Here is a 13333-nt window from a genome sequence, read left to right as displayed (position 1 = left end):
GGGGAGAGGGGGCTGGCGATGACCAGACCTCTCGCCTGATCGCGACCGACTCCCCCTCTCCCAACCCTCTCCCCAAAGGGGAGAGGGCTTTGTGATCCGCCTCGATGCTTCCTCCGCCGACTTCGCTCCTGCCTTCTCCGCGCTGGTCAACGCCCGCCGCGAGGCTGATGAGGACGTCTCGCGTGACGTAAGCGCGATCCTGCGCTCCGTGCGGGAGCAGGGCGATGCGGCGGTGCGGGACTATACGCAGCGGTTCGATCGGCATGACCTCGATGCGGGCGGCTGGCGGATCTCGCGGGAGGATTGCCACGCGGCGCTGGATAGGCTTGAGCCGGAGCTACGCAAGGCGCTCGAACTCGCCGCCGAGCGCATCCGCACCTACCATGCCGAGCAGCGCCCCGCCGATCGCGATCATACCGACGCTGCCGGCATCCGCCTCGGCGCGCGGTGGAATGCGGTGGAGGCGGCGGGGCTGTATGTGCCCGGTGGGCGTGCGGCCTATCCCTCTTCCGTGCTGATGAACGCTATTCCCGCCAAGGTCGCAGGCGTCGATCGTCTGGCCATGGTGACGCCGACGCCGGGTGGCCTGATCAATCCGCTCGTCCTCGCCGCCGCCGCCATAGCGGAGGTGGATGAGGTGTGGCGGATCGGCGGCGCGCAGGCGATCGCGGCGCTGGCTTATGGTACGGACACGATCGCGCCCGTTGATGTCGTCGTCGGGCCGGGCAATGCCTGGGTCGCGGAGGCCAAGCGCCAGCTTTATGGCGTCGTCGGTATCGACATGGTCGCGGGGCCGTCCGAGATCGTGGTGGTCGCCGATGGCGCCAACGATCCGGCGTGGATCGCTGCCGATCTGCTCAGCCAGGCCGAACATGATCCCACCAGCCAATCGATCCTGTTGACCGACGATGCCGCTTTCGGCGAAGCGGTTGCGGTTGAGGTAGATGCCCAGATCGCGCGCCTGCAGACCGGCGACACCGCGCGCGCCGCCTGGGACGCCAACGGCGCGATCATCCTCGTCCCCATGCTCGAAGCCGCGCTGCCGCTGGTCGATCGCCTCGCGCCCGAGCATCTCGAACTGGCCACCGCCGATCCTGACGCGCTGTTTGCCAAGGTCCGCCACGCGGGCTCCGTCTTCCTCGGTCGCCACACGCCCGAGGCCGTGGGCGACTATATCGCCGGGCCGAACCATGTGCTGCCGACCGGGCGGCGCGCGCGGTTCGCCTCGGGCCTCTCGGTACTGGATTTTATGAAACGCACCTCGTTCATCGCCTGCTCGCCCGCGAGCCTCGCCGTCGTTGGCCCCGCCGCCGTCGCGCTTGCCGAGGCGGAGGGGCTGCCCGCGCACGCCCAATCGATCGCGGTGCGGCTTTGAGCCGCCCGAAGAAGAGCAGCCAGTCGCGCTCGGCGGCACGGCTGGCGGCGGTGCAGGCGCTGTATCAGCAGGAGATGGAGGGCACGCCGCTCGCCAAATTGCTCGACGAATTCCACCAGCATCGGCTGGGCGCGACGATCGAGGATGTCGAATATGCCGATGCCGATGTCGCCTTTTTCGATGATCTGGTGCGCGGCGTCTCGGCGCGGCGCGCGGAAGTGGATGCGCTGATCGGCGCGAATCTGGCGAGCGGCTGGTCGATCGAGCGGCTGGACAAGCTGCTGCGCCAGATCGTGCGCGCGGGGACCTATGAGATGCTGGCGCGGATCGATGTGCCGACCAAGGCGATCGTCAGCGAATATGCCGATGTCGCGGACGCTTTTTACGGCAAGCGCGAGACTGGGTTCGTCAACGGGTTGCTGGACGCGATCGGGAAGAAGGCGCGGTCTTAAGCCCTCTCCCTTGAGGGAGGGTTGGGTGAGGGTGACCGCGTTATCGAGAGGGTGGCGCCCTCACCCTTCCGCGCCTTGCGGCGCTCCCTCCCTCTCCCTGCAGGGAGAGGGATTACGCCGCCGCGACCTGACTTACCGCCGCCTCGACCCGCTCGGCGCTGACCACCGCATCCGCCGCGCGCAGCCCGGCGAGGATGCGCATCAAATGCTGGAGATCATGCACCTCGATCAGCACCTGGAAATGGTGGAAGCTCTGGTCGCGCTCGGCAAGGTTGAGGTTGACGATGTTGGCGCCCTGCGCGCCCAGGATGCTCGCCATCACGCCCAGCGATCCGGGCTCGTTCTTGACGACGATCGCCAGCCGCGCGGTGCCGCCCTCGCTGCCGTCGCCCCAGGCGCAATCGATCCAATCCTCCTCCGCGGTTTCGGCGAGCACCGGGCATTCGATCGCGTGGACCATCACCGGCGCATCGGCCAGCCGCACGCCGACGATCCGGTCCCCCGGCACGGGTGTGCAGCAGGGCGCGAGATCGAAGGCGAGGCCCGCCGTCAGCCCCTTGATCGAGACGGTCTGCGGCGCCGCTTTCCGGGCCGGCGTCGCGCCTTCCGACGAACCGGGCATCAGCGCTTCCATCACCTGCGCATCGGTGAGCTTGCGGCGCGCGATCGCCTCCATCAGCCGGTCCTCGTCGGCCAGCCGCAGCCGCTTGAGCCCCTCCTTGAGCGCCTTCGCGCCGAGCGCCGCGGGCAGCCGCGCTACGATGCCGGCGTAGAGCTGGCGGCCCAGCGCGACCTGCTCGGCCTGCTCCTTCTGCCGCACGTAGCGCCGCACCTCGGCGCGCGCCTTGCCGGTGACGACGAAGTTGAGCCAGGCGGGCTGCGGCTCCTGCCCCCGCGAGCGCAGGATCGCCACCTGATCGCCATTGTTGATCTGGGTGCGCAGCGGCACGACGCGGCCGTTGATCTTGGCGCCCACGGTCTCGTCGCCCAGATCGGTGTGGACCTGATAGGCGAAATCGACCGGGGTCGCGCCCTTGGGGAGCTGGATCAGCTCGCCCTTCGGGGTGAAGGCGAAGATGCGATCCTGGTACATCGCCATGCGGGTATGTTCGAGCAGCTCTTCCGGGCTGTCGGCATTGTCGAGGATCTCGACCAGATCCTTGATCCAGCTGCCATAGGCCTCGGCGCGGAGCGGCGCGCCCTGCTTGTAAGCCCAATGCGCGGCGACGCCATATTCGGCCTCGGCATGCATCGCCTTGGTGCGGATCTGGATCTCGATGCGCACCCGTTCGGTATGAATCACCGCGGTGTGAAGCGATCGATAGCCGTTGCGCTTGGGCGTCGAGATATAATCCTTGAAGCGGCCGGGCACCATCGGCCAGCGCTCGTGGATCAGGCCCAGCGCCTTATAGCATTGCTCGATATCGTCGACGATCACGCGGAAGGCCATGATGTCCGAAAGCTGCTCGAAGCTGATGTGGCGCTCGGTCATCTTGCGCCAGATCGAATAGGGATGCTTCTCGCGCCCCTCGACCTCGGCCTGGATGCCTTTCTGGCCGAGCAGCAGGCGGACGCCCGAGGAGATGCGCGAAACCCGATCGCCGCCGCCCTCGCGCATCTGCTCGATATGCTTGGTGATCGATGCGTAGGCGTCGGGTTCGAGCTGTTCGAAGGCGAGGCTCTGCATCTCCTTCATGAACTCATACATGCCGATCCGTTCGGCGAGCGGCGCATAAATCTCCATCGTCTCGCGCGCGATGCGGCGGCGCTTGTCGGGATTGGAGATGAAGTGGAGCGTCCGCATATTGTGCAGCCGATCGGCGAGCTTCACCAATAGCACGCGGATGTCGTCGGACATGGCCAGCAGGAATTTGCGGAGGTTCTCGGCGGCGCGTTCGTTCTCGCTCTGCGCCTCGATTTTGGAAAGCTTGGTGACACCATCGACCAGCCGCGCGACCGAGGGGCCGAAACGCTTCTCGATATCCTCATAGGTGGCGACCGTATCCTCGATCGTATCGTGGAGGATGGCGGTGGCGATCGTCTCATCATCCAGCCGCAGATCGGTGAGGATACCCGCGACCTCGATCGGATGGCTGTAATAGGGATCGCCCGAGGCGCGCTTCTGAGACCCGTGCGCGGCCATCGAGAAAACATAGGCGCGGTTGATCAACGCCTCATCGGCGTCGGGATCGTAGCTTAAAACCCGATCGACCAGCTCATATTGGCGCAGCACCCGCCCAAGATGAGTCGGGGCGGGCGCTTAGGCAAGGAGAAAGCGGCGGAATTGCACGCAAAAGAATCCTCCCCCGCCAGGGGGAGGTGGCGCCGAAGGCGACGGAGGGGGAGGGCGGCGGTCAGCTATCGAGGCCCTCGTGACCTCCCCCTCCGTCAGCTTGCGCTGACACCTCCCCCTGGCGGGGGAGGATTTAAATTATTCGTAATCGCCGCCCAGGCTCTGGTTGCGCGGAGGGGCGGCGGCGGTGAGGCGGAGCGCCTCGGCCGACTGGGCGAGCGAGCCGATCGCATCGACCGCATCGTCGTCGTCGATCTGGACCTTCTGCAGGCTGGCGACGAGCGATTCGCTCATATCCTCGGGCAGGATCGTCTCTTCGGCGATCTCGCGGAGCGCCACGACCGGATTTTTATCACGATCACGATCGATCGTGAGTTCGCCCCCGCCCGAGATCTGGCGCGCGCGCTGCGCGGCCAGCAGGACGAGATCAAAACGATTGGGAACCTTGTCGACGCAATCCTCGACGGTTACGCGGGCCATGCTGAAACGCTCCGGAAAACGGGCAAAGCTTTTGGTGCTTTGGGAAGGGCGCGCACTTAATGGCGACGGAGCCGCAAGTCAATGAAAACGGCGTCGCCCCGGCGTCACGCCCGTCGTTCGAGGTGGCCGGCAATCATTTCACCTTGCTGCCCGATGGATCGGAGCGGCTGGCGGCGCTGCTGCGGCTGATTCGCGGCGCGAAACATTCGCTGCGCATCCTCTACTACATCTATTGCGACGATAAGGTAGGCCGCGACGTGCGCGCGGCGATGCTGGAGGCGATCGAACGGGGCGTCGACGTGCGGCTGATCGTCGATGGCTTCGGCAGCTCGGTGCCCGCCGATTTCTTCGATTGCCTGAGCGACAAGGGTGCCGACATCTGCCGCTTCATCCCGCGCTACGGCCGCCGCTATTTCCTGCGCAACCATCAGAAGCTGGCGCTGGCCGACGAAGGCATCGCGATCATCGGCGGCTTCAATATCGAGGATGATTATTTCGACGACACCAAGGGCTGGCGCGATTTGGGCCTTGTCGTCGAGGGGCCGGCGGCGAAGCGGATCACCGGCTATTTCGACGCGCTGGCGCGCTGGACGCACCATGACATCGTCTCGATGCGCGAGCTGCGCCATGCGTTGCGCGAATGGAGCGAGCCTCCCGGTACGCCGGTACGCTGGCTGTTCGGCGGCCCGATGCGGCGATTGAGCCCCTGGGCACGCACGTTGAAGTGGGACATGGAGCATACGAGCGATCTCAGTATGATCGCCGCCTATTTCGCGCCCAGCCCCCGAATGATGCGGCGGATCGAGCGCATCGCGCAGCGCGGCGGCTCTGCACGGCTGATTACACCCTCCAAGGCGGATCATGCCGTGGCGGTGGCGGCGGCGCGGCACACCTTTACCCGGCTGCTCAAGCGCGGCGTGCGCGTCTTCGAATATCAGCCGCGCAAGCTCCATACCAAGCTCTTCCTGCTCGATAATGTCGTCCACATCGGCTCGGCCAATTTCGATATGCGCAGCATGTTCCTCAATCTCGAGCTGATGCTCCGGATCGAGGACAAGGCCTTCGCCGCGCATATCCGCGCCTATTTCGATGGCGAACTCGTCGATAGTCAGGAAGTGACCGTGCAGGAGCATGAACGCGCGGGCTTCCTCACCCGGACCAAATGGGCGATCGGCTATTTCATCATGGCGGTGCTGGACGCGAGCGTTACCCGCCGCCTCAATTTCGGGATCGACACGGGCGAGCGTTGAGGCCAGCCGTTGAGCGCATTTGACGGAACGGCAAGGGCCGTCCGCAGGTTCTTCCCCTGCCTTCCCAAAGGCCAAGCCGATAGGAGAAGATCATGGCTGACACCAACAATAACGCCGGTGGCAACAACGCTGGCAACGCCGACCGCGACGGCAACCAGCAGCAGGACCGCAACCAGCAGGCGGATCGCCAGCAGAACCAGCAGGGCGGCGCGAAGGACGACCAGAACGCCGATCGCGATCGCGACAATCAGGCCGGGCAGGGCAATCCCAACGCCGGTAACGCCCAAAATCGCTGACACGCCGATAGGGTAATAACAGAGGCTGGGGCCGCCATGCGCGACTCCGGCCTTTGCTTTGTCCACAGAAGCTTTCGGCACGCCCGCGCGTCGCGCTGGCATCCGCGCCGAAGATCGGTTTAAGTCCGCCACGCATGTGGCAACTCTATCAATTCCCGCTCTGCCCCTTTTCGCGCAAGGTCCGCCTGCTGCTCGGTGAGAAGGGCGAGGGCTATGAGCTGGTGCGTGAAAGCCCGTGGGACCAGCGCGACGAATTCCTCGACATGAACCCCGCCGGACAGACGCCCGTGCTGGTCGATAAGGTCGGCGGACTGGTGCTGATCGATTCGGCGGCGATCTGCGATTATCTCGAAGAGACGATCGAGCGGGCGACGATGCTGCCCGGCACCGCCGCGCACCGCGCCGAGATCCGTCGGCTGGCGGTGTGGTTCGACCACAAGTTCCACGACGAGGTCGTGCGCCCGCTGATGTATGAGCGGATGGAGAAGCGTCTCGTCCATCGCCTCTCGCCCGATGCCAAGGCGCTGCGCGAGGCGATGCGGCTGGCCAACAGCCACCTCGATTATGTCGATTGGCTGCTCGATCATCGCCGTTGGATGGCAGGGCCTTTGTTCAGCCTCGCGGACCTGGCGGCGGCGGCGCACATCTCGGTTGCCGACTATCTCGGCGGTATCGATTGGCGGGGCCACGACCGCACTCGCCACTGGTATGCGGGCATGAAAAGCCGCCCGAGCTTCCGGCCCCTCCTGTCGGAGCGGATGGAGGTCGTCGGACCGCCCGATCATTACGATAAGGTGGATTTCTAGCTGATTGCTTTGTGCGCCGCATCGGATGATGCCCGGGGCCGCGAACATTGCAGCGCGCCGTAAGTTCATTGAATCTCAAATGCTTTTCTGCGGGCGGTGACGGAACCCGAGCGGAACCTTAACCCCTGTTAACGCTTATGCTGCGGCGCACGATTGCGTTTGTTTTGTTGTGTAAGGGGTATCTGTATGCGTAAGTTGCTTTCTGCAGGCGTTTGTCTGCTGTCCGCCGTTATTGGAGGAAGCGCTGCGCAAGCATCGCTCGTTCCCACGCTGGTCAACTCGCCCGTCGCGGTCAGCGGCGGCTATCTGTACACCTACAATATCAAGCTGACCGGCGATCAGGGCCTTTCGGCAGCCGCGGTCGATCCCCAGTCCGGGCGGATGTTCGATTCACAGCTGACGATTTTCGATTTCGCGGGCTATGTCGCGGGTAGCGCGAACGTGAACTTCAATACGGCGCTGGATCCCGGCGGCAACTTCATCGTCACCACGCCCAACACCACTGATACGACGTTCCTTGCCACCGTTCCCGGTGAAAGAGACAGCGCAGACGTTCCTAATCTCGTCCTGAATTATACCGGGCCCGACTATCGGACCACCGGCGGCGGCGACGGCGCGACCAACAACTTCCAGGATGTGTTCATCGCGACGGTCTCTGCAATCTCGGTCTACAACGATACCGATTACACGTCCTTCTCGGGCATCGGCGTGAAGAATACCGGCACGACCACCGCCAATACGGCGGCGTTCAACGCCGGTTCCACGCTCGCTCCGGTAGCGCAGGTGCCCGAAGCCGCCACTTGGGCGATGATGGTGATTGGCTTCGGCGTGGTCGGCGCCAGCCTGCGCTCGCGCCGTGCGGTGCACGCGATCGCCAACCTCGGCTAAGCCCCTTTCCAGCTGAACATCGGCGCCGTCGAGCCTCCCCGGCCCGGCGGCGTTGCTGTATGACTTGAACAGGGCACCGGAAGCGGCCATCTTGTCGGGAAATTTCGGGCTGGAGACCATCCTTGGCGACGACCGCGACTGATACCGCAACCGAGAGCGATCTCGTTCTGACGCCGCCGACACCGGTGCAGGCGATCGCGCCCGCGCGCGCCGCCGGGCTGGTGCCGATCGACGATAGCGTGAAGAGCGAGCTGGCCAAGCGCGTCGGCACCTTCGTCGATCAACTCGCCGAGCTCGACGCCAATTCGCCGGAGTTCGGCAAGCGCATCGATACGATCTCCAACCTCGGCGCCAAGGAGATCCGCGATGCGGCGGGGCAATCGAACCGCTTTCTCGATCGCCCGGCGCGCGCGATGGACGGCGATACCGGCGTCGGCGCCGATCTCGCGCAGCTGCGCCGCACGATCGAGGAACTCGATCCGGTCAAGAAGGGCAATCTGCTCGCGCCGCGCAAGATCTTCGGGATCATCCCGTTCGGCAACAAGCTGAAGAATTATTTCGACAGCTACAAAAGCTCGCAGACCCACATTTCCTCGATCCTGGTCAGCCTCAAGAACGGCAAGGATGAGCTGCTCAAGGACAATGCCGCGATCGATACCGAGCGGCAGGCCTTGTGGGCGGCGATGGGCCGGCTGGAGCAGATGATCCATTACGCCCAGACCGCCGACACGCTGCTGGAAGACAAGGCCAACGAGCTGGACGCGAGTGATCCGGCCAAGGCCAAGGCGATCCGCGAGAGCGCGCTCTTCTATGTGCGCCAGCGCCATCAGGATCTGCTGACCCAGATGGCGGTATCGGTGCAGGGCTATCTCGCGCTGGATCTGGTCAAGAAGAACAATATCGAGCTCATGAAGGGTGTCGATCGCGCATCGACCACCACGGTCGCGGCGCTGCGCACGGCGGTGACGGTGGCGCAGGCGCTGGTCGGGCAGAAACTGGTGCTCGATCAGATCACCTCGCTCAACACCACCACCGCCAAGATCATCGATTCGACCGGCGAGATGTTGCGCAATCAGACCGCGCAGATCCATCAACAGGCCGCCGGTTCGACCATCCCGATCGAGACGCTGAAGCGCGCCTTTCAGAATATTTACGATACGATGGACGCGGTCGATCGCTTCAAGCTGGAGGCGCTCGATTCGATGAAGACTACGGTCGACAGCCTTTCGAGTGAGGTCGAGAAATCGCGCGGCTATATTGCGCGGGCCGAGGGCGCGGCGCAGGCGCGGCTCACCTCCGGCGGCGCGACGCCGGCGGCCGAAGATCCGTTCAAGCCCGTCTGATGGTCGATAGCGATCGCGAACTCGCCAACGCCCGGGCCATCCTCGAGCGGCGGCGGATGGATTATTCGGATGCCGAGGCGCTGCTCCAGCGCGTCTCGCCCGAAGGCCGCCGCCTCGCCAAGGCCGCGCGTCAGAGGAAGTATCGCCAGGGTCTGGTCGTCACCCGGCGGTTGTTCGCGGCGGTGGCGGTGGTCGTCGCGGCGGTCCTCGCCTGGGGCTTGGTGATCGGCCCGATCGGGATGATGGGCTTCCTGGCCGCCGTCGTTACGCTGGTGATCGCCTGGACGGTAATCATCGCCGCCAGCCGCCAGCCCGAGGAGACGCCGCAGCGGCTCGTCCAGAGCGATCTGCCGCAATTGCCGTCGCGCACCGAGGCGTGGCTGCAGGCGCAGCGCCCCGCGCTGCCCGCGCCGGCCGCGAAGCTGGTCGACGGCATCGGCGTGCGGCTGGAAACGCTGGCGCCCCAGCTTGCCACCATCGATCCGCGCGAGCCGATCGCGCAGGAAGTGCGCAAGCTGATCGCTGAGGAACTGCCCGATCTGATCCAAGGCTATAACCGTGTGCCCGCCTCGCTGCGCAAGGTCGAGAAGGACGGTCCTTCGCCCGATCGCCAGTTGGCCGAGGGGCTTACGGTGGTGGAGGGCGAGCTGGCCCGGATGAGCGCCGATCTCGCCAGCGGCGATCTCAGCAAGTTCGCCGCGCAGCAGCGTTACCTCGAGTTGAAATATAAGGACGACGGCGCCATTTGAGGCGGAACCGGGCGGCAACCTTGCCGTTTCGCCTTAACCGCTGATGTATCGGTCGTTGCTCCCCCAACGGCTTAGTGCTAGGCGCCGCGCCGCTGCTGCCGGATGAGGACCGGGCATATCAGAAATAAGCAGCCCGCAATTGCCGAATTCCTCCCGAAAGTTCCGAGGCTTAGCCGCTTTCAATGAACGCCGAGATTGCCGTCGCAGATCCTGCCGCGCCGCTTGATGCGTCTGCGGATATGGAATCGCACGGCGCTGGCAAAAATCGGCTGCTGGCGCTCGGCCTTGGCGCGATCGGCGTCGTCTATGGCGATATCGGCACCAGCCCGCTCTATTCGATGCGCGAGATTTTCATCGGCCATCACAAACTGACGGTCGATCCGCTGCACATCTTGGGCGTCGTCAGCCTGATCTTCTGGTCGCTGATGGTGGTCGTCACCTTCAAATATATTCTCGTCATCCTGCGGGCGGACAATAAGGGCGAAGGCGGCAGCCTGGCGCTGCTCGCGCTGATCCAGCGGCGCAGCGGCGGCGGGCGCTGGACATCGGGGCTCATCCTGCTCGGCATCCTAGCCACCGCCTTATTCTTCGGCGATTGCATCATCACGCCCGCGATGTCCGTGTTGTCGGCGGTCGAGGGCCTGGAGACGATCCACCAGGGTTTCGCCGAATGGGTGGTGCCGATCTCGGTGGTGATCCTCGTCTCGCTGTTCCTGATCCAGTCGCGCGGCACGGCGACGATCGGGCGCTTCTTCGGCCCGATCATGATCGTCTATTTCATCACCATATCGGTGCTGGGGATCATGGCGATCGCGCACCGGCCCGACGTATTGTGGGGCCTGAACCCGATCTGGGCGGCGCGCTTCATCGCATCGGATCCCAAGCTCGCGTTCCTCGCGCTCGGCTCGGTCGTGCTGGCGCTGACGGGGGCAGAGGCGCTGTATGCCGATATGGGTCATTTCGGCAAAAAGCCGATCCAGCTGAGCTGGGTGGCGATCATCCTGCCCGCGCTGATGCTCAACTATTGCGGGCAGGGCGCGCTATTGCTCGCCGATCCCGCCAAGGTGGAGAACCCGTTCTTCCTGATGGCGAGCGAGCAGCTGCGCTTGCCGCTGGTGCTGCTGGCGACGGTGGCGACGGTGATCGCCAGCCAGGCGGTGATCACCGGTGCTTTCTCGGTCGTTCAGCAGGCGGTGCAGCTCGGCCTGATGCCGCGCGTGCGGATTGATCATACCAGTGAGCATACTGCGGGGCAGATCTACGTGCCGATCGCGAACAGCGTGCTGATGGTGCTGGTGATTCTGCTGACCCTCACCTTCCGCAGCTCCTCGAACCTGGCCGCGGCCTATGGCATTGCGGTGACGGGCACGATGTTCATCACCACCTGCATGGTCGCGGTGCTGATGTTCCGGGTGTGGGGCTGGAAATGGTATTATGCCGCGCCGCTGATCGGGGTCTTCCTGACGATCGATTTCCTCTACCTGGCTTCCAACGCGACCAAGATCGTCGCGGGCGGCTGGTTCCCGCTGCTGATCGGCGGGGTCGCCTTCACTTTGCTCACCACCTGGGCGCGTGGACGCCAGCTGATGCTGAAGCGCATGGCCGAGGTTTCGATGCCGATCGACGTCTTCGTCCGCTCGGCCTCGGGATCGGCGACGCGCGTGCCGGGCACCGCGGTGTTCATGACATCGACGCCGCACGGCGTACCTCATGCGCTGCTGCATAACCTCAAGCATAATAAGGTGCTGCACGATCGCGTGATTCTGCTCACAGTGAAGATCGTCGATGTGCCCTACGTGCCCCATTTCAAGCGTGAGGGGCTCGAAGATCTGGGCCAGGGCTTCTATCGGCTGGTGCTGCACTTCGGCTTCATGGAAGAGCCGGACGTGCCCGCCGCTTTGGCGCGCGCCACCAATTGCGGGGCGCAATTCAGGATGATGGACACCAGCTTCTTCCTGGCGCGGCAGACGCTGATCGCTTCGGAGCGGCCCGGCATGGCGCTGTGGCGCGAGAAATTGTTCGCCTGGATGCTGCGCAACGCGGAAAGCGCGATGCAATTCTTCCGCCTGCCCACCAATCGCGTCGTCGAGCTCGGCAGCCAGGTCGAGATCTGATGCGGGTCGCGCTGCTGCTCGCAGGAGGCGAGGGCAGGCGGTTCGGACGACGGGACAAGCTCCTCGAACATGTGGGCGGCGAACCTTTGCTGGCCCATGCCCTCCGCGCCGCGCGGGCGGGCGCGCAGCGGACGATTTTGGTCCTGCCGCCCGGCTTTGCGCGCCGCCGGGCCTTGGTGAAACGATTGCGGTGGCCGGGATTGATGATCCGCACAGCCCCAGACGCCCGCGCCGGCATCGGTGCCAGCCTCTCTGCCGGGCTCCGGGCGCTTCGTCCGGTAGATCACGAAGCGGTGATTTTCCTGGCCGACATGCCCTTCGCGCGGTCAGGCCGTCATCGCCTCACGGCGGGATGTGACGCGCTGCGGCCGATTTGGGCGGGCCAGCCGGGTCATCCTGTGCTTGTCCGCACCGCCGCAATCAGAGGATGGACGGTGCCTTCCGAGGCGGGGCTCGCCGCGCTGCTCGATAGGCGGCAAATTGCCGAAGTCGCCGGCAGCGAAGGCTGCATCATCGATATCGACACGCCCGCCGCGCTCCGCCGCCTCCGTTATCGGATCGCGACGCGCGCGGGCGCGTTTCGGATGGCCAAGGGGAGTTATAGATGCTGACCGACGCCGCCCAATATATCGCGCCCGGCGCGACGATGATCGCCGCGATGATGACCGCGGCCAATCTCGGATCGCGGATCACCGGCTGGGGGTTCGTGGTCTTCACGGTGGGCGCGATCGGCTGGGTGATCGTCGGGCTGGCGACGGGGCAGCACAATCTCATGCTCTCGAACGGCTTCCTGCTGATCGTCGATCTGGTCGGGGTGTGGCGCTGGCTCGGCCTGCGCGCGCGCTATGATAAGGGTGCCGAGGCGGCGGCGCAGGACAGCGCCGTCCGCACTAGGCTCTTCCAGCTCTCGCGCGTCGAAGGGCGGCCCGTGACCTCGCCCGATGGGGCGCCGATCGGCCGTGCGGTGGACGCGATGCTGAGCTGCGATGATGGGCGGATCGTCTATCTGGTGGTGAGCGAGGGTGGCTTGGCAGGTGCGGGGGAGAGACTGCACGCACTCGGCTGGCGTGATCTGGAGGTCGAGGAGGAGGCGATCGTCAGCCATGTCGATGCGAATGCGCTGGCGGGCCGCACCCCGCTCGATCCGACGCATTGGCCGGCGGGCCTACGGGCGGCTGATCCTCCCCGGAACGGGGCATTGTTCACTTTGTATTGCATTGATGAGGTGTCGATGGAAGAAGAGTGTGAGTGTGGCATCGAGCATATCGAGGGATTTGGAGTAGCGTT

13 protein-coding genes are annotated in these 13333 nt (G+C 65.0%); 11 read left to right on the top strand and 2 right to left on the bottom strand.

Going from position 1 to position 13333, the window contains the following annotated elements; all coding sequences use genetic code 11:
* The first annotated feature begins 91 nt into the window (after nucleotides 1–91).
* A complete protein-coding gene (hisD, locus tag FHS31_RS13340) occupies nucleotides 92–1375 on the top strand; it encodes a histidinol dehydrogenase (protein WP_167074345.1) in 1284 nt (427 codons plus the stop codon).
* Entirely contained in the window at nucleotides 1372–1827 is a 456-nt protein-coding gene (gene nusB / locus FHS31_RS13335; RefSeq protein ID WP_167074343.1) for a transcription antitermination factor NusB, read from the top strand. Before hisD ends, nusB begins: the two co-directional genes overlap by 4 nt.
* A gap of 112 nt (nucleotides 1828–1939) precedes the next feature.
* On the opposite strand, the gene FHS31_RS13330 is transcribed toward nusB, so the two are convergent.
* Nucleotides 1940–4060 (bottom strand): RelA/SpoT family protein, encoded by a 2121-nt coding sequence (locus FHS31_RS13330; RefSeq protein WP_167074341.1) that lies wholly within the window; start codon nucleotides 4058–4060, stop codon nucleotides 1940–1942.
* Between the two features lie 198 nt (nucleotides 4061–4258).
* The gene (gene rpoZ / locus FHS31_RS13325) at nucleotides 4259–4600 is read right to left on the bottom strand and encodes a DNA-directed RNA polymerase subunit omega (protein WP_167074339.1); all 342 of its coding nucleotides are present in this window, start codon (nucleotides 4598–4600) and stop codon (nucleotides 4259–4261) included.
* Between the two features lie 59 nt (nucleotides 4601–4659).
* Between rpoZ and FHS31_RS13320 the strand changes: the two genes are divergently transcribed.
* From FHS31_RS13320 to FHS31_RS13280, 9 genes are all read left to right on the top strand, one after another.
* Nucleotides 4660–5850, top strand: a complete 1191-nt coding sequence (locus FHS31_RS13320; protein ID WP_167074337.1) for a phospholipase D-like domain-containing protein — start codon at nucleotides 4660–4662, stop codon at nucleotides 5848–5850.
* A gap of 92 nt (nucleotides 5851–5942) precedes the next feature.
* Nucleotides 5943–6146, top strand: coding sequence for a hypothetical protein (locus tag FHS31_RS13315; RefSeq protein WP_167074335.1), 204 nt, complete (start codon nucleotides 5943–5945; stop codon nucleotides 6144–6146).
* 134 nt (nucleotides 6147–6280) lie between these two features.
* Nucleotides 6281–6952 carry a glutathione S-transferase family protein gene (locus tag FHS31_RS13310; protein ID WP_167074333.1) on the top strand — a complete coding sequence of 224 codons (672 nt, stop codon included), beginning with the start codon at nucleotides 6281–6283 and terminating at the stop codon, nucleotides 6950–6952.
* A 186-nt stretch (nucleotides 6953–7138) separates the two neighbouring features.
* Nucleotides 7139–7840, top strand: coding sequence for a PEPxxWA-CTERM sorting domain-containing protein (locus FHS31_RS13305; RefSeq protein WP_243843467.1), 702 nt, complete (start codon nucleotides 7139–7141; stop codon nucleotides 7838–7840).
* Between the two features lie 122 nt (nucleotides 7841–7962).
* Nucleotides 7963–9183, top strand: coding sequence for a toxic anion resistance protein (locus FHS31_RS13300; protein ID WP_167074331.1), 1221 nt, complete (start codon nucleotides 7963–7965; stop codon nucleotides 9181–9183).
* Nucleotides 9183–9932, top strand: a complete 750-nt coding sequence (locus FHS31_RS13295; protein ID WP_243843466.1) for a hypothetical protein — start codon at nucleotides 9183–9185, stop codon at nucleotides 9930–9932. The genes FHS31_RS13300 and FHS31_RS13295 overlap by 1 nt, the downstream gene beginning before the upstream one ends.
* Before the next feature lie 182 nt (nucleotides 9933–10114).
* The gene (locus tag FHS31_RS13290) at nucleotides 10115–12046 is read left to right on the top strand and encodes a potassium transporter Kup (RefSeq protein ID WP_167074328.1); all 1932 of its coding nucleotides are present in this window, start codon (nucleotides 10115–10117) and stop codon (nucleotides 12044–12046) included.
* Entirely contained in the window at nucleotides 12046–12657 is a 612-nt protein-coding gene (locus FHS31_RS13285) for an NTP transferase domain-containing protein (protein ID WP_167074326.1), read from the top strand. Before FHS31_RS13290 ends, FHS31_RS13285 begins: the two co-directional genes overlap by 1 nt.
* Nucleotides 12651–13333: PRC-barrel domain-containing protein (locus tag FHS31_RS13280; protein WP_243843465.1), on the top strand; the 683-nt coding region annotated here is incomplete at its 3' end. The genes FHS31_RS13285 and FHS31_RS13280, both read left to right, overlap by 7 nt.

The sequence above is a fragment of the Sphingomonas vulcanisoli genome, from assembly GCF_011761305.1.
In the GTDB taxonomy this organism is placed as follows: Bacteria; Pseudomonadota; Alphaproteobacteria; order Sphingomonadales; family Sphingomonadaceae; genus Sphingomonas_I; species Sphingomonas_I vulcanisoli.
Note: the sequence above shows the minus strand (reverse complement) of the source record. Positions and strands in the feature narration are given on the sequence as shown.